Source organism: Betaproteobacteria bacterium (assembly GCA_016720925.1).
Classification (GTDB): Bacteria; Pseudomonadota; Gammaproteobacteria; order Burkholderiales; family Usitatibacteraceae; genus UKL13-2.
In genome coordinates, this window is record JADKJR010000003.1 from 98,804 (window position 1) to 115,088 (window position 16,285).

Consider the following 16,285-nt stretch of genomic DNA (forward strand, 5'->3'; position numbering starts at 1 on the left):
AAGGTACTCGGATCTACAAACGTGGAAGAGACCGACCGGAAAATCGGCAAAAGGGGTCAAATGATAAGCAGGGTTTCGTGTTTCCTGCAAGCGTGGAGTTGATTTGCAGCTTCCGGCGTGCCGGAAATTTTGCGGCCATTGCACGATTATACGGAGACCGCCTACCCCAATCGCTGATACTTTCCGCCCGGTTGTGACGCGATCACTCCGGCGAGCTCGAGCTCGGTAAGGCGCGCCATGATCTTCTCGGCCGGCGTCCCGGTGATGGCGACCAGCGCATCGATGGTCACGGGGTCGTAGCCCATGGCTGTCAGTATTTCTTCCTCGCCGGTGGTCGGGTTACTGCCAGAAGCGGTCGGCGGCTGGAGTTGTGGCGCGAATTTGAGTTCGACAAGAATATCGGCTGCATCATCAACCAGCTTGGCCCCTTGTTTAATCAACAGGTGACAGCCTTTGGAAAATGGCGAGTGAATCGAACCTGGAATCGCAAACACATCGCGACCCTGCTCACCCGCTTGACGCGCGGTGATAAGCGAACCGGAAGCCAACGCGGCCTCCACCACCAGAACGCCGCGCGACAAGCCGCTGATAATACGATTACGGCGCGGAAAATTACTGGCCAGCGCCGGCGTGCCGAGCGCAAACTCGGAGACTAGCAAGCCCTTTTCCGCCAACTGGTGAGCCAATGCCCTGTTGCGTGCAGGGTAAACAAGATCGAGGCCCGTACCTACGACGGCAATAGTTGAGCCGGCGCCGTCCATGCCACCCCGATGCGCGGCAGCATCTATGCCCAACGCCATGCCGGAAATGACGGTCATGCCCGCGTCGGATAGCGCACGCGCAAAAGTTTCGGCATTCTGCAAACCTCCCGGGGTTGCATTACGGCTACCAACGATTGCGATTCCGGCGGTATTTGCCGCCGCCAGCAACTCGCGGCGCCCCTTCATGTAAAGAATTACCGGGGGATCGGCGATTTCCAGCAGGCGAGCAGGATAATCATCGTCAGCCAAGGTGAGCAGATGGTTGCCGTCCGCTTCCAGCCAGCGCATGGCCAGCGAGAGTTTATCGACCGGCGCGCCCTCTGAAATGGCGCTGGCGACTCTTGGCCCGACCCACTGCGCGAGATGTGACGAATTTTGCGAAAGGACAGCGGCAGGAGAACCAAACTGCTGTAACAGGCGACGGGTGCTTTCCGCACCCAATCCCGCGATCAGGTGCAGCGAAATCCAAGCCTCCGGCTCGGAGCCCGAGGCGGGTATCGGCATACGGTATCGCTAAAGCGTATCGACAGTTACGGCGTCTGTACCACGTCGCCGACTTTGAGCGACCGGCGACTGGACATCACCAGTCCGTAAGAGACTTTTTCGAATACCCGGAAAATGAACAACAAACCATTGCGCTCATCCGGCAGCTTTACCTCTGTACGACCGGATCCATCTTCAGGTTTTGTGGCACTACCATCGGCTCCTGCCGTCGCGAACATGTTCTTTAGTTCGAAACTGAGGCTGTTGGTACCGACGGCATCCTGCGTGCTGACGATTTCCCCGCGCTGAAGTGTCGCCAAGACATGGCCAACCTCCGCGCCATCGCGTTTGCCCAGATTGACCGCAACGATCGAATACTGTGCGGCGTCTTCAACGCTGCCAATGACCGAAATCACCGAGCCCTTCAGCTGCTTTTCTGGGGCTCGCGGGCTGTATGAAGGCAACGTCGCCTCAAGGGTTGGGGTAAGGCGATCACCACGATTGATTTCCTGATTGGAACGGATAATCTCAATGGTAGAACTCTCGCCGAATCGGCTGACGCGGGAATCGCCCAGGTAAATGGCCTCGAAACCGAGTACTTCCTTTGTCACGGGGTCGACAAGCTCCTTGCCCGGACGATAAATCTGCCATTTGATGCCGGCATTGGGATTGAGTCCGACCGCGTAGGCGGTGTTGCCGGCACCGATAATGACGCGCCCATCTTCCGCGGCTACGATTTTTGGCGCGTTGAGCATAGCACCCTCTTCAATCACGAGGGGTAGCGTCAGGAATGGTGAGATCGCTTTTGACGGGATGGACGGGATGGCCAACGCCAGCCGATCGACCCGCACTTGCGGCGTCAATCGGACGGTACCGCCGGAAGCACCCGAACCACTGCCATCGCCGGAGACAACGGACAACTGCGGCCGTCCGTTCGCATCAAATGAAAGTTTGATCATGTCACCGGGATAAATCCAGTGCGGATCCTTGACTTGTTCGCGATTCATATTCCAGATTTCGGGCCAGCGCCAGGGATCCTTCAGAAAGCGACCGGAAATACCCCACAAAGTGTCACCCTTCACCACGGTGTAGATGGACGGAGCGTCCGTGGCAAGGACAATCTGCGAGGTGTCAGCCTTCTTTTTTTGGGCCACTTTGCCAGTGCCCGCCTCGGTTTTGGCATCCGGGTTTGTCTGTGCCCAGCCCGATTGGGGAACGAAACCCCCTAACAGCAGGACAAAGACCAGTGCGAGCTTGCTTTTCTTCATGGCGGATCTCACTTATTGAGAGGTTCGTAGATGGCCCGTCATATCGGGCAGCGGCCACCCGCATTTGCCAGATGAGGCGACTTCCACTAGACTTGGAAGTCAGGAGAGGCACCCCAAACTTAATGTTGTCTCTGAAGATTCTGCACCTAATTTATTCAATTCGCAAGCAATTATGGCCATTCTGGACGTTCTGACCTACCCCGATCCCCTCCTCGCCCGTGTGGCGGAGCCTGTCAAGATAATCGACAACAAAATCAAAAGGTTGGTCGATGATATGGCCGAAACCATGTACGCCGCGCCCGGAATAGGCCTGGCGGCGACCCAAGTTGGCGAATTGAAGCGCATGATGGTAATTGATGTCTCGGAGGAGAAAAACCAGCTCCGCGTGTTTATCAATCCGGAAATCATCAAGAAAGAGGGCACAGCCATCAATGAAGAAGGCTGCCTCTCAGTGCCTGGTTTTTATGACAAGGTTGAACGGGCTGAAACAGTAATGGTGACGGCATTGGACCGCGATGCGCAGCGTTTCACGATTAATGCCTCAGGCACGTTGGCGGTTTGCATTCAACACGAGATCGATCATCTGGACGGTAAAGTCTTCGTGGAATATTTGTCGCCGCTAAAATCCAATCGCATCAAGAATAAACTGGTGAAACGGCAGAGGGAACTTGAGCGCGAGGCCGAAGTTTCGGCGCCACGGCATCGCGTTGCCGCGCGTGCTTGAAATCGTCTGAATCTTGATTCAAAAACGCCGGCTTCGAGGCCGGCGTTTTTGTTTGTGGAAAGCTTGAATAGTGAAACTGGTATTTGCCGGAACGCCGGCCTTCGCAGCTGCTGCACTGACCGCCTTGCATCAGGCGGGGCATGCCATCGCAATGGTACTGACGCAGCCCGACCGACCGGCGGGGCGTGGGATGAAACTCGTTTCAAGCGCGGTCGCGCAAGTGGCGGAACGGCTCGCATTAAGGCTTGAAAAGCCGCAGACGCTCAAAGATGAAAATGTACAAGCGATGCTGCGCGAGGTAGGCGCTGATATTATGGTTGTGGCGGCCTATGGGCTGCTGCTTCCGCAGGCCGTGCTGGATATGCCCAGGCTCGGCTGCCTGAATATTCACGGTTCGCTGTTACCCCGCTGGCGTGGCGCCGCGCCCGTACAGCGGGCGATCGAGGCTGGCGATGCAGAAACGGGCATTGCAATCATGCAAATGGACGCCGGACTGGATACCGGAGCGGTATTGCTGGAAAGAAAAATCGCCATCGCTCCGGACGAGACAAGCGCTTCATTGTTTGAAAAGCTGGTCCCATTAGGCGCATCGGCAATCGTTGAGGCTCTGAAAACATTGCCGAAATTAGTGCCGCGTCCACAGCCACCTGACGGCGCGACCTACGCAAAAAAAATAGAAAAAGCCGAAGCACGGATCGACTGGAACCAGACCGCATCAAGTATCGAGCGCCGAATTCGTGCTTTCGACCCCTTTCCGGGATGCGAAACGCTCTTGGGGGAGGAGCACATCAAAATCTGGCGTGCAGAGGTGGTCGATGGCAATACGACCGGAGCCATTGCGCGGATCCCGGCAACCATTGTCCATGTTGATCGGCAATCGCTCATCGTTCAATGTGGTCAACAACAACTGCGCTGGGTAACCGTACAGAAACCCGGTAGCAAACGCATGCCAGTCGGCGAGTTCTTGCGCGGAACAGCCGTCGCCGCCGGGACACAGCTTTCATGACCGCCGAGGAATCCGCCGGGATGACCGCTGTGCAGGCCGCCAGCGCAGAGGTGGTTGGTCAGGTATTGACCGGAAAAAATCTCGACCGCGTCCTTGAACTCGTCCAATCCAAGAGGCGCACATTGACCGGAAACGAGCGGGCCGCTGTCCATTCCATTTCGTTCGATACCTTGAGGCACTACGGGTTGTTGTCGGCACAACTCGACTTGCTGTTATCGCAACCCGTCAGCGATGCACCGGTACGGCATTTGCTGCTTGTCGCGCTATCGCAACTACAATTTTCCAAGGCGGCCGCCCATGCAATTGTCGATCACGCAGTGTCCGCAATCGAGCAGATAGGATTCGCACGCGCGAAGCCGCTCGTCAACGCAGTGTTGCGGAATTTCCTGCGTGCTCCCGAGAAATACCGGCGCGAGCAATTCAGCCTGGATACAGCGAAATATGATTTTCCACGGTGGTGGATCGAACTCTGCAAAAAGCAATATCCGCAGGCTTGGGAAAGCATTTTGCTTTCTGGTCGAGAACGCCCGCCGATGTGGTTAAGGATCAATTCACGCCGGACGACGGTTGTGGAATACCTTCAGCGTCTTGCCGAACACGGCATGTCAGCGCGACAGGGCACCGGCAGTTCAGTGCTGCTGGAAAACCCGTCCCGGTTCATGAGTTGCCGGGCTTCAAGGAAGGCATGGTGTCGGTGCAAGACGCGGGCGCACAACAGGCGGCCTTGATGCTCGCGCCAGCGGACGGGATGCGCGTGCTGGACGCCTGCGCCGCGCCAGGCGGCAAGGCCGGGCATTTGCTGGAATTGGCGGACGTTGATTTGCTCGCGGTCGACAGCGACAAACGTCGATTGGCGCGCGTGTCGGAAAACCTCGCTCGTCTTGGCCTTGCCGCGACAATGAAAGTTGCCGATGCGAGTCTCCCCGATACGTGGTGGGACGGAAAACCGTTTGACCGTATTCTCCTTGACGTGCCCTGCTCCGGTTCCGGTGTGGTGAGACGGCACCCTGACATTAAGTGGATTCGACGCGAGTCTGACCTATACGCTTTTGCCCGCCAACAATCCCGGCTGCTGAATGCCCTGTGGAATTGCCTCGACAATGGTGGTAGATTGCTATATGCCACATGCTCGATTTTTCAAATTGAAAATCGCGATATCGTCGAGCAATTCAAACGAAAAACACCCAATGCACGGCAACTGCAGCTTCCGCCACACTTGCCTCAAGCAACAGGGCCCGGTGGCGCCGTGACCGCGGAATTCCAGGACGGCCAACTTCTCCCCGATCATGTTCACGACGGATTCTATTACGCGTTACTGGAGAAGACGGGTTAAGACCCCACCGATGCGTGCTTGGCTGTTCGCATGCCTGATCCTGACTTTGATGCCAGTGATAGTGCGCGCGCAAAGTGCGAGCATCGCGGCGGCAAAACTGGAACTCACCGACGACGGATATCAGCTTGAAGCCGATATTGATCTTCAACTGACGACCGGTATGCAAGAGGCGGTACGCAAGGGCGTGCCGCTTTATTTCATCGTCGAATTTCAACTGACGCGTGGACGCTGGTATTGGCTCGATCAGAGCGTCATTTCCGCGACCCGAGGCCGGCGAATATCGTATGCGCCGCTGACAGACCAATATCGAATTGCGATCTCCGGGATTTCCCAGAATGTCTCCTCGTTCGAAGATGTCCGTCGAGTGCTCTCGCGGATACGTTCCTGGACGGTGGCCGAAAAGGGACAGCTAAAACCCGGCGAGAAATATGAAGCGGCGCTGCGTTTCAGACTAGATACCTCTCAATTGCCGAAGCCATTTCAATTGAACGTAATTACCTCTAAAGAGTGGAGCCTGGCGTCTGACTGGCACCGGTGGAACGTGACACCATGATTCGAGCCGTCATCTTTGCATGTGTCGCACTTGGCGTTGCCCTGATCGGTTTGCTCTTTCGTGCGAGCAGCAACAACGCTTTTTTCAGCGAACAATACCCTTGGCTTTTCGGCGTGGGCATCGCATTGACGGTAGGCCTGCTGGCATTGATCGCGTACCAGATTTTTTCATTGTGGAGAAAGCTCAACGCGCGCGTCTTTGGCGCCAAGCTTGCGCTGCGGCTGATGGCCGTGTTTGCGTTGATGGCAGTGATTCCGGGAGGGCTGGTTTACGCCATCTCGGTGCAGTTCCTGAATCGCTCCATTGACTCGTGGTTCGACGTGCCAGTGGACAAGGCGCTGGAGAGCGCGCTAAGCCTGGGCAAGACCGCGCTTGAGAGTTCCCTCAATGAGCTGGCGCGCAAGGGCCGGGACGCGGCGTTCCGCCTATCAGAAAGCACGGCGGAAGAACGAGAAATGCTGAAAGAGTTGCGGTCGCAATATGGATTTGAAGAAATGACATTGTTCGCGGCTGACAGCAGATTGCTCGCACTTGCCGGTTCTCGTGGCCGGTTATTCAGCGACAAGCCGACACCGCCCGAATCGAAGGAAGCCTTGCAAAAAGCTCCGGTCAAGGCTGCCGAATCGCTGTCTGACAAGGTGCTGTATTTGCGCGTGGTAATGGCGGTCGCACCGCGCGCCGCGCAAGGTGCACCGCGGATACTTCAGGTGGTGCAGGCTGCACCCAGGAACATCGCATCCGATGCGCAGAGTGTCGAAGCCGGAATACGCGATTATCAGCAGTTGGGTCTACAGCGTCAGGGCTTGAAGCAGCTATTCGCCTTAACACTTACGCTTGCAATGCTCCTCACACTATTTTCGGCGATTTCGCTTTCATTCCTTCTGTCGGAGCGGCTGTCGGAGCCGCTCTCGGCATTGGCTGAATCGACGCGCGCCATCGCCAGGGGAGATTTTTCCAAGTTGAACCCGGTGAAAAGCCGCGATGAATTCGGTGTCCTGACGCAATCGTTCAACACCATGACCAGGCAGTTGGCGGAGGCGTCAGATGTTGTCGCGCACAAGCAAAAGGAACTGGAGAACAGCAAAACCTATCTTGAATCCATTCTTGGCAATCTCACCTCCGGTGTATTGACGCTTGACGAGCGCCTGTATGTAAAGACCATCAACCGAAATGCAGAGGGGATGTTGGGTTTGTCGCAGCAGCTTTTGAAAGGCATGAAGCTGCCCGAATGGGGGGCGGCATTGTCGGGCGCCGCGCCGCTGGTGGAAGAGCTGGTTTCGCAATTGTCGACATCGCGCGACAAACCCTGGGAGCGGCAGATCAGCTACGAGGGACCGAATGGCAAGCGCACGCTGCTGATACGCGGCACGAAGCTGCCGGCAACGATAGACTCCGGATTCGTGCTCGTATTCGATGACATTACCGGCATGATTCAAGCGCAGCGCGACGCTGCCTGGGGCGAAGTCGCCCGCCGACTCGCCCACGAGATCAAGAATCCTCTGACACCGATTCAACTTTCTGCGGAGCGCCTGCAGCACAAGCTGTCGGCCAAACTGCCGAAGGAAGACCAGGAGATGCTCTTGCGCGCGACCAATACCATCATCGCGCAAGTTGGTGCGTTGAAAGGCATGGTTGACGACTTCAGCCTCTATTCGCGAAGTTCCCGCCTGATTCCCGCCGAAGTCTCCTTGAATGAGTTGATACGTGAAGTTCTCGTGCTGTACGAGTCCATGGATGTGTCAATCGAACTCCGGTTAAGTCCGAACATGCCGGATATCCTCGCCGATGCGTCCCTTTTGCGGCAGGTAATACACAACCTCGCACAGAACGCGCTTGATGCCATGGCCGGGACAGCTTGTGCGCGAATGCTGATGGAAACAACACTTGACAATGGCAACGTCACGCTGGCGGTTGAGGATAACGGCAGCGGAGTACGTGATGACATGCTTGAGCGCATATTCGAACCTTACGTCACAACCAAGCCAAAAGGCACCGGCCTTGGATTGGCGATCGTGAAGAAGATCGTTGATGAACACGGTGGCACTGTTGCCATCGGTAATGTAAAGCCGCATGGCGCGCGCGTTGAAATTGTGCTCCCCATCCGGGCGGAGCGATTGATCGAATCGAACCGCGCCGGGCGGGACTTGGACGTATGATGAAGGCAGTACTGGAGCCCGTATGACAGCAAACAATATCTTGGTCGTGGACGACGAAATCGGCATTCGCGAGTTGCTCTCCGAAATACTCAAGGATGAGGGTTACAACGTGAAGGTCGCCGAAAATGCCGCGGTTGCGCGCGCGCTGCGCCGAGAATCACGGCCGGATCTGGTGCTGCTCGATATCTGGATGCCGGATATGGACGGCATTTCCTTACTCAAGGAATGGGCGGTCTCGGGTCAGCTGACGATGCCGGTGGTGATGATGTCCGGGCACGGCACCATTGAATCCGCCATTGAAGCCACACGTATCGGTGCCTTCGATTTCCTGGAAAAACCGATCAGCCTGCCGAAGCTGATTGCCACGGTCAGCAAGGCGCTGGCCGGCGGCAAGGCGCTTCCCAAGGCAGGGCTCACCTTTGGGCATCTTGGCCGCGCAAAGATAATCGTCGAACTCCGACAACGGCTGGAGCAGATCGGCCGCCTGAAGAATCCACTGTTGCTTACCGGCGAAGCAGGATGCGGATTTGAGCTGGTGGCGCGCATGGTTCACCAGCGCAATACCGCGTGGATCTCATTGCCTGACCACGGCTGGTTGGCGGACAATCCGTTTACGCCCCTTACCGACGCGCGTGACGGCGTGTTGTTCATCGATCAGGTCGAACGCCTGAACAAGCAGGAACAGAAGGGGCTGCTGCAACTGATTGGCAAACTTGATAAATTCAATGTGCGCCTGGTCGCGGCGGGTGCGCAGCCGCTGTTGCCGTTGGCCGAGAGTGGTGATTTTGACGGCGCCCTGCTCACCCAGCTTGCGGGGGTCACGTTACGCATTCCCAGCCTGCGCGAGCATCCGGAGGATATACCGGAGCTGGCCAGTACCATCCTGCTGCAAATGGTGGAAGCCAATGAGTGTCCGCTGCGACAAATGAATGTCGGTGCACTGAATGCGCTACGCAATCTTGACTGGCCTGGCAATCTGCCGGTGCTGCAGAATGCCATCAAAACGCTGGCACTGACCAGCCTGAACAGTGAAATCACGGCCGAAGATGTTGGGCGCATTTCGCGGGAATTTGGTCTCGATCTTACCGACCGCCAGGGCACGCATACGCGCATTCCTTTCGATTTGCCATTGCGCGAGGCGCGTGAGCGATTCGAGTATCAGTACTTCCTGCATCATATTCGTCGCGAGGAAGGCAATATGTCGCGCGTGGCGGACAAAGTCGGGCTCGAGCGCACTCATCTTTATCGCAAGTTGAAGCAACTAGGCATTCGCCCATCGGCGAAGGGCGAGGAGCCGGCGCAGTAAGGCGATAAGGCGCGCAATCTGGCGGATTGACGCCCGACTCGCTTACAGCGCCAGAACCATGTATTCCTTGTCGTAATAGCAGCCGCCGGTCTTGAGGGCGTTTTTTTCGAGACCAAATGTGATGAAGCCGGCATTGAGGTAAAGCCTTCGGGCGCCTTCGTTGGAATGGGTCACCGTCAGATTCAACTGCTCCATGCCCGCCAGGGAACGAACCTCAGCGATAAGCCGATCCAGCAAGAGCCGTCCCACGCGTTGGCCGCGATACTCGGGCACGACATACATGCCAATCAGCGTGCCCTTGTGATGGTTCTTGAGGCGCAGCTCGCGTTGAAACCCCGTGCAACCGGCAAGACCGCCGCTCGCCGTGAACGCACCCAAAACAAAGTCATCAGAATGGACGCCGCCGAATCGCAGCGCGAGCTTCTCCGGCGACGTCGCGAAACCTTCTTCATACGTTGTGGTGAAGGCGTCGGGAAATTCCTTAAGGCCGCGATTGCGGGTTTCCCAATATGCACGTGCATCAGGGGCAAGCAGACGGCGAATCAGCACGCTATTCGAGCCGCCCGATGCGAACAGCGGTCAGACCAGGTTTAACGTGAATCAGGGTTGGCATGATCAGCACACAGTTGTCGTACGGCGCCACCACCGGTCTACCGGCGTCCTTGGCAATCAGGTCGCCCTGGCGAGGTACGATTGAAAGTCCCTTGAGGCCCTCGGCAAATTTGTAGTCTAGCGAGGTCGCAATCAAGGCGTCCGTGACGCGAACGATTTTCTGTGCCGGCACCGCTGCCTGGTCGATTTCCGCATCAGCCTGAACGCGATCAACCACGTCAAGGGTCCGCAAAAAGCGCCAAACTGTTTGCCAGGCTAGGTACTCGCTCGCCTTCTCCCAATGCTGACCACACTCCACCAGTAAAGCGGCTTTCGGTGAAGCGGGATCACCGAAACCGCCGTAGTCGCGCATCCGCGTCCCGTTGGCATGGCCGGCATCGGCCACCACAAATTCGGGTACGCCCACACGCCTGGCAAGATCAATGCCTTTGTCCAGCGGGCCGGAAATCATCACGGCGCCATGCGGATCGTGCATCGAATGAAAATCCAGCAAATAGTCGATCTGGTCAATCATGGGTCGCATGGCGCGCGCACGGGCAAGTTCCGTCGATTGGCGCGGACCGTCCAGTGTCGCGGCCGTCCAGACCCGATTAAAGTCTTCGTCGACGAAGCGGCTCGCGTGCGGCAGGTTCCTGTCGAAGCGTTGATACGCCGCAACGTTGGCAAACGATAGCGTTGTCTTGCCGCGCACCGGACGAAAACTCATCTTGAACAGGCGATCGATCGCAATCGCACCGCACAGTTCGTTGCCGTGGGTGATGGCGTTGACCATCACGTGTGGCCCGGGCTTGCCGGAATCGAATGTCGTGATGTATTCGATGCCCGTGTTGCCCTGTTTATAGGCGGAAATATCTGGTGGCGACAGTTCGACGGCGTAAGGTGAGGCGCCCGGCTTAATGGTCATGATGTTTGTGCCCGTGGTGGTGATCGTGGTCGTGGTGATGGTCGTGTCCGCAATCGTGATGGTGTCCGCGAGCGGGCAGGTGTTCGCGAGCGAAGGCACCAATGGCCCTGATGAGACGCGCCAAGTCGCCTTGAAGCTTGTCGAAGCCCGAGTTTCGCTCGCGGCTGTTTTCGTCCATGTACAGTTTGCGATTTACTTCTATTTGCAGTGAATGTTTGTGTGCAGCGGGATCAGAATAGGCACGCACCAACTCCACGCCCTTGTACGGATCGTTGACCCGGACGTCGTAGCCCATGGCTCGCAAGGTCAGCGCGACGAAGGTCGTGAACTCGGGTGCACAGGTAGTGCCATCGCGGTCACCGAGCACGAAGTCGGCACGTTCCACACCCGGCCCTTCTTCTGAAATGACTGACGACGTCGCCGGCATCGAATGGCAGTTGATATGCCAGACCGCGCCGTAGTGCTTGTGCGCACCATTGATCGCATCGCGCACTGCCTTGTGATACGGCGCATAGCAGCGCGAAATCCGGGCCTGCACTTCGGCTACGGTCAACTTGCGCGTATAGATCGGCTCACCGGTATCAAGCAGCCGCCACACCAGGCCGATGCCTTTCTCGGTTTTTCGGCTGACATTGATCGGTCCCGGCCAATTGCCATCCAGCAAGGCGGCATCAATATCCAGAAGTGAGCGATTGGCGTCGATGTAACTGCGCGGGAAGTTTGCGGCGATTAACACGGCTCCGTGATCGGGCGCAGAGGCATATAGCGCCTCGACGTGCGTGTCCTCCGCGCGGCGCAGCACCAGCCTTGGCACGACGGTGTCGAAATCGTCAGGATAGGCCGTACCGCTGTGCGGCGAATCAAATACCACCGGTACATCGTGGTTGTGGGTGCTTCGGGAAGACGTAGCCGTAAAAGCCTGGAATGGGGACGTAGTCAGTAAAGACATGAGATTCAGCTTTCGATAATTGATTCTATGACATTCGCCAATATGTTCATTGATTCAGGTGGCACGCCGAGTAACGATTCACGGCGATTTCCTTGAGCATGGGCTGCTCGGTTGCGCACTTGTTGCCGCCAACCGATGCGGCGTGCGGACAGCGCGGGTGAAAATGGCACCCCGTCGGCGGATTGAGCGGCGACGGAATTTCGCCCTTGATGGCGACAAAGTCCTTCTTCCGCGCCACCAGCGATGGTACTTCCGCGAGCAAGCCTTGTGTGTACGGATGATTCGGTTGCGCGAACAGCTCTTCGGCCAGCGCGGTTTCCACCACGCGCCCAAGATACATGATCACCACGCGATCGGACAAATGCCGCACCACCCCCAGATCGTGGCTGATGAACAGATACGTGAGGTCGAGATCTTCACGCAGTTTGATGAACAGGTTTAGCACCTGGGCCTGGATCGAAACATCGAGTGCGGCGACCGCTTCATCGCAAACCAGGAAATTCGGGTTCACCGCCAGCGCCCGTGCTATGCCGATGCGCGCGCGTTGCCCGCCGGAAAACTGATGCGGGAAGCGGCGCGACAATACCGGATCGAGCCCCACGCGTTGCATGACGTCGGCGACGTAGGAGGACTTGTCGCGGGAGCTGACCATACCGTGCACCACCGGCGCCTCGCCGATAATGTCCACTACCCGATAGCGCGGATTCAGTGACGCATAGGGGTCCTGGAAAATCATTTGCGCCTCGAGTTGCATGGCGCGTCTTTCATCGCCGGTCATGGAGGCAACATTTTTGCCGCGCCAGAATTTCTCGCCATCGCTTTGATGATGCAAACCCACCACCACCCGCCCGAGCGTGGATTTGCCACAGCCCGATTCACCCACCAGCCCGACCACTTCGCCCTTGCGTATCGTCAGATCGACGCGGTCCACGGCGTGCACGGTTTCTTCGCGCAGGTTGGCCCCCAATGACCGCGCCAGCCGCCCCGCGACATCGAGCTTTTTCTCGAAGCGCTTGGAAATATTTTTCAGTTCCAGCAGGGGCTCGCTCATGTCGTCGATTCCGCTGGCGATTCAACGTGTGGATGAAAACAGCGCACCTTGCGCGATTCAGCACCAATGGGACAAGTGAGCGCGGGTGCCGCTTCGCATTCGCTGGCGCGGCGCACGCAACGATCGCGAAAGGCACAGCCAGCGCCGATCTTCAGCAACGAGGGTGTCATGCCGGCAATCTGTTTCAGCGGCTTGCCCTTGACGTTACGGCTCGGTACCGAGTCGAGCAGGCCTTTGGTGTAGGGATGCAGGGGATGATCCAGCAACTCGCCGGTTGCACCCTGCTCGACGATCTTGCCCGCGTACATCACGGCCACATTGTCGGCGAGACCGGCGACGACGGAAAGATCGTGCGTGATCCACAGCAGCGCGGTGCCGGATTCGCGGCAGAGCTTTTGCATCTCGAAAAGTATTTGCCCCTGGATGGTCACATCGAGCGCGGTGGTGGGTTCGTCGCAGATGATGAGATCGGGCTTGTTCAGGAGGGCGATGGCGATGGCCACCCGCTGCCGCATGCCGCCCGAGAACTGGTGCGGGTACGCCAGCAGCCGCTCGTCCGGCGAAGGAATGCCCACTTGCGAAAGCGCGCTCCGGCACCGCTCGCGCGCGGCATCCCGCGAGATTTTTTCGTGCGCGGTGATGGCCTCGATCATCTGCGTGTCGATGCGCAGCACCGGGTTCAGCGTCATCATCGGGTCCTGGAAAATCATCGCCACGCGATTGCCGCGCAATGACCGCCATTGCTCGTTGTGGTAAGCCGTCACGTCCTGGCCATTCAACACAATGCGGCCCTCGATGACGCGGCCGGGCGGATCGATCAGCCCCATGATCGAGTAACCGGTCATGGATTTGCCGGATCCGGATTCACCGACCAGACCGAGGATTTGCCCTTTGTCGATCGAAAAAGAAACATCATCGACGGCCTTCACGATGCCGGCCTTGGTGAAGAAATGCGTGCGCAGATTGTCGACTTGCAGGACGGTACTCATGGGTGCGGCCCATAGCACGAAAATGACAAACACAAGCACTGGTGCGGTGTTTCAGGCAATATTGCTCCGAAAGTCGCGCCAGTGCTAGTGTTTGGCTGACGGGAACTTCGAATAACTCCCCGTTCGTGCTGAGGTATCGAAGCACACTCAATGTAAGCCGTTGATTCACTTACGTCCGCAATGCCCTTCGATACCTCAGGGCGAACGGAAATGAGGTTAATAGAAGTTCCCTGACGCGAAGTTAGCGATCGGCTCATCACTTCTTCAACCGCGGATTCAGCACATCGCGCAATTGATCCGCCACCAGATTGATCGACATGATCGTCACCAGCAAAGCAAGCCCCGGATAAAAACTGATCCAGTATTTCCCGCTCATCAAATACGAAAAACCATTGGAGATCAGCAAGCCCAGCGACGGCTCGGTGATCGGTAGCCCCAATCCGAGGAAAGAAAGCGTTGCCTCCAGCGAAATCGCATGCGCCACCTGCACGGTCGCGACCACGATCAGCGGCGGCAGGCAATTGGGCAACAGATGGCGGAACAGGATTCGCGTCTTCGACAGCGACAGCACCTTCGCCGCTTCCACATATTCCTTCTGCATTTCCACCAGCGCCGATGCCCGCACCGTTCGCGCGTAGTACGCCCACTGCACGGTGATGAGCGCGATGATCACTTTGTCCACGCCCTGCCCGAAAACCGCGAGCAGGATCAGCGCCAGCAAGATCGCCGGGAACGAGAGCTGGATATCGACCACCCGCATGATCAGCGTATCCACCCACCCGCCGAAATAAGCCGCCATCAATCCAAAGCTGAGACCGATACACACGGCGACAACGGTACTGGCCACACCGACGCCGAGCGAGATACGCACGCCGTAGAAAATGGCGGAAAGCATATCGCGGCCCTGATCGTCGGTACCGAGCACGTAGGTCTTGTCGGCCGTGGATTTTTCGCCCGGGGCGAGCTTGCTGTCCATCAGATCGATCTGCGCGAGATCGTACGGATTTTGCGGGGAAATGAACGGCGCGAAGAGCGCAATCGCAATCACCAGCAACAACATCGCGAGGCCAATCAACGCGAGCTTCGACTCCGCAAATTCGCCCCAGACGCGGCGCAGCGGCGTTTCTTCGGCTATCGGTGCGTCGACAGTCAGTGCGTGGGTTTGCATCTCAGTGCCCCGCCCCCGACGACTGCCCCAGCCGCACCCGTGGATCGAGAAATGAATAGACGATATCGACCACGAAGTTGATCACGATGAACAGCATCACGATCACCATCAGGTACGCCACGATCACCGGGCGGTCGAGCTGGTTGATGGAATCGATCAGTAGTTTGCCGGTGCCCGGCCAGGCGAAGATCGATTCGGTGACGATGGCAAAGGCGATGACCGAGCCGAACTCGAGCCCGATCACGGTGACGATCGGAATCATGATGTTCTTCAGCACATGCACGCCGATCACGCGCGATTGAGAAAGTCCCTTGGCGCGGGCGAACTTCACATAATCCTGCAGCAAGGCCTCGCGCGTCTGCGCGCGCGTCAGGCGAATCAGCAGTGAGAGCTTGAACAGCGCCAGGTTCAGCGCCGGCATGAATAGATGCGTGATGCCATCCCAGGTGAGAAAGCTCACCTGCAGGCCCAGCACGCTCACCGTCTCGCCGCGCCCGTTGGACGGCAGCCAGCCCAGGTAAACGGAGAAAAACATGATCAGCACCAGCCCCACCCAAAACGTCGGCAGCGAAAAACCGACGATGGAGCCGGCCATGATGCTGCGGCCGATAAACCCATCGGGTTTCAGTCCCGCGATCAGCCCCAGCGGAATGCCCAACGTGACCGCCATCAGCATCGCCACCAGCGCGAGCTCAATGGTCGCGGGCATTTTGGACAGAATCAGTTCCAGCGCCGGCACGCCAAACACGAACGACCGGCCGAGATCACCCGACAGCGCGCCCTTGAGGAACACGCCGAATTGCAGGTACAGCGGCTTGTCCAGCCCCAGCGCCACGGTGGCGCGCAGCCGCTCCACCTCGTCGGCTTGCGGGTTGACGAGCAGCTCGATCGGGTTACCGATGGCGTACACGCCCAGAAACACGAGTATCGCCATCACCAGCAGGACAAAGCCGGATTGGGTCAGACGGCGGAGGGTATAGGCAAACATTGGGCAAACATCAGGCGAACATCGGTTGGGTTGA

The 16,285-nt window shown here is 57.7% G+C and carries 14 protein-coding genes and 1 pseudogene; 6 read left to right on the forward strand and 9 right to left on the reverse strand.

Annotated features, from left to right (window positions below):
- Window positions 1-161: 161 nt before the first annotated feature.
- Together dprA and IPP88_04585 are read right to left on the reverse strand one after the other, a co-directional pair.
- Window positions 162-1,265 (reverse strand): DNA-protecting protein DprA, encoded by a 1,104-nt coding sequence (gene dprA, locus IPP88_04580; GenBank protein ID MBL0122018.1) that lies wholly within the window; start codon window positions 1,263-1,265, stop codon window positions 162-164.
- Between the two features lie 26 nt (window positions 1,266-1,291).
- Window positions 1,292-2,512: a LysM peptidoglycan-binding domain-containing protein gene (locus tag IPP88_04585; protein MBL0122019.1), complete on the reverse strand. Its 1,221-nt coding sequence runs from the start codon at window positions 2,510-2,512 to the stop codon at window positions 1,292-1,294.
- A gap of 172 nt (window positions 2,513-2,684) precedes the next feature.
- Between IPP88_04585 and def the strand changes: the two genes are divergently transcribed.
- The 6 genes and pseudogenes from def to IPP88_04615 all read left to right on the forward strand — a co-directional run bounded on the left by def (window position 2,685) and on the right by IPP88_04615 (window position 9,590).
- Window positions 2,685-3,236, forward strand: a complete 552-nt coding sequence (gene def, locus IPP88_04590) for a peptide deformylase (protein ID MBL0122020.1) — start codon at window positions 2,685-2,687, stop codon at window positions 3,234-3,236.
- Between the two features lie 70 nt (window positions 3,237-3,306).
- Complete coding sequence (locus IPP88_04595; protein MBL0122021.1) at window positions 3,307-4,242, forward strand: methionyl-tRNA formyltransferase; 936 nt, start codon at window positions 3,307-3,309, stop codon at window positions 4,240-4,242.
- A 20-nt stretch (window positions 4,243-4,262) separates the two neighbouring features.
- A pseudogene (rsmB, locus tag IPP88_04600) lies at window positions 4,263-5,575 on the forward strand (16S rRNA (cytosine(967)-C(5))-methyltransferase RsmB).
- The gene (locus IPP88_04605; GenBank protein ID MBL0122022.1) at window positions 5,529-6,128 is read left to right on the forward strand and encodes a DUF4390 domain-containing protein; all 600 of its coding nucleotides are present in this window, start codon (window positions 5,529-5,531) and stop codon (window positions 6,126-6,128) included. The pseudogene rsmB and the gene IPP88_04605 overlap by 47 nt, the downstream one beginning before the upstream one ends.
- Window positions 6,128-8,284, forward strand: a complete 2,157-nt coding sequence (locus IPP88_04610) for a HAMP domain-containing protein (GenBank protein ID MBL0122023.1) — start codon at window positions 6,128-6,130, stop codon at window positions 8,282-8,284. Before IPP88_04605 ends, IPP88_04610 begins: the two co-directional genes overlap by 1 nt.
- Window positions 8,285-8,306: 22 nt before the next feature.
- Window positions 8,307-9,590, forward strand: a complete 1,284-nt coding sequence (locus IPP88_04615; GenBank protein ID MBL0122024.1) for a sigma-54-dependent Fis family transcriptional regulator — start codon at window positions 8,307-8,309, stop codon at window positions 9,588-9,590.
- 42 nt (window positions 9,591-9,632) lie between these two features.
- Here the strand turns inward: IPP88_04615 and IPP88_04620 are convergent, their stop codons facing one another.
- From IPP88_04620 to IPP88_04650, 7 genes are all read right to left on the reverse strand, one after another.
- Window positions 9,633-10,139, reverse strand: coding sequence for a GNAT family N-acetyltransferase (locus tag IPP88_04620; GenBank protein ID MBL0122025.1), 507 nt, complete (start codon window positions 10,137-10,139; stop codon window positions 9,633-9,635).
- A 1-nt stretch (window position 10,140) separates the two neighbouring features.
- Window positions 10,141-11,106 (reverse strand): succinylglutamate desuccinylase/aspartoacylase family protein, encoded by a 966-nt coding sequence (locus tag IPP88_04625; GenBank protein ID MBL0122026.1) that lies wholly within the window; start codon window positions 11,104-11,106, stop codon window positions 10,141-10,143.
- Window positions 11,096-12,055 (reverse strand): N-formylglutamate amidohydrolase, encoded by a 960-nt coding sequence (locus IPP88_04630; protein MBL0122027.1) that lies wholly within the window; start codon window positions 12,053-12,055, stop codon window positions 11,096-11,098. The genes IPP88_04625 and IPP88_04630 overlap by 11 nt, the downstream gene beginning before the upstream one ends.
- A 46-nt stretch (window positions 12,056-12,101) precedes the next feature.
- Entirely contained in the window at window positions 12,102-13,106 is a 1,005-nt protein-coding gene (locus IPP88_04635) for an ABC transporter ATP-binding protein (protein ID MBL0122028.1), read from the reverse strand.
- Entirely contained in the window at window positions 13,103-14,095 is a 993-nt protein-coding gene (locus tag IPP88_04640) for an ABC transporter ATP-binding protein (protein ID MBL0122029.1), read from the reverse strand. The genes IPP88_04635 and IPP88_04640 overlap by 4 nt, the downstream gene beginning before the upstream one ends.
- Window positions 14,096-14,351: 256 nt before the next feature.
- Window positions 14,352-15,263, reverse strand: coding sequence for an ABC transporter permease (locus IPP88_04645; GenBank protein ID MBL0122030.1), 912 nt, complete (start codon window positions 15,261-15,263; stop codon window positions 14,352-14,354).
- 1 nt (window position 15,264) lies between these two features.
- The gene (locus tag IPP88_04650) at window positions 15,265-16,251 is read right to left on the reverse strand and encodes an ABC transporter permease (protein MBL0122031.1); all 987 of its coding nucleotides are present in this window, start codon (window positions 16,249-16,251) and stop codon (window positions 15,265-15,267) included.
- Between the last annotated feature and the right edge of the window lie 34 nt (window positions 16,252-16,285).

Excerpts from the sequence above, each read along its gene's own strand:
- dprA (MBL0122018.1), bottom strand. The coding sequence starts at position 1,265 with ATGCCGATACCCGCCTCGGGCTCCGAGCCGGAGGCTTGGATTTCGCTG.
- IPP88_04585 (MBL0122019.1), bottom strand. The coding sequence starts at position 2,512 with ATGAAGAAAAGCAAGCTCGCACTGGTCTTTGTCCTGCTGTTAGGGGGT.
- def (MBL0122020.1), top strand. The coding sequence starts at position 2,685 with ATGGCCATTCTGGACGTTCTGACCTACCCCGATCCCCTCCTCGCCCGT.
- IPP88_04605 (MBL0122022.1), top strand. The coding sequence starts at position 5,529 with ATGTTCACGACGGATTCTATTACGCGTTACTGGAGAAGACGGGTTAAG.
- IPP88_04615 (MBL0122024.1), top strand. The coding sequence starts at position 8,307 with ATGACAGCAAACAATATCTTGGTCGTGGACGACGAAATCGGCATTCGC.
- IPP88_04625 (MBL0122026.1), bottom strand. The coding sequence starts at position 11,106 with ATGACCATTAAGCCGGGCGCCTCACCTTACGCCGTCGAACTGTCGCCA.
- IPP88_04630 (MBL0122027.1), bottom strand. The coding sequence starts at position 12,055 with ATGTCTTTACTGACTACGTCCCCATTCCAGGCTTTTACGGCTACGTCT.
- IPP88_04635 (MBL0122028.1), bottom strand. The coding sequence starts at position 13,106 with ATGAGCGAGCCCCTGCTGGAACTGAAAAATATTTCCAAGCGCTTCGAG.
- IPP88_04640 (MBL0122029.1), bottom strand. The coding sequence starts at position 14,095 with ATGAGTACCGTCCTGCAAGTCGACAATCTGCGCACGCATTTCTTCACC.
- IPP88_04645 (MBL0122030.1), bottom strand. The coding sequence starts at position 15,263 with ATGCAAACCCACGCACTGACTGTCGACGCACCGATAGCCGAAGAAACG.
- IPP88_04650 (MBL0122031.1), bottom strand. The coding sequence starts at position 16,251 with ATGTTTGCCTATACCCTCCGCCGTCTGACCCAATCCGGCTTTGTCCTG.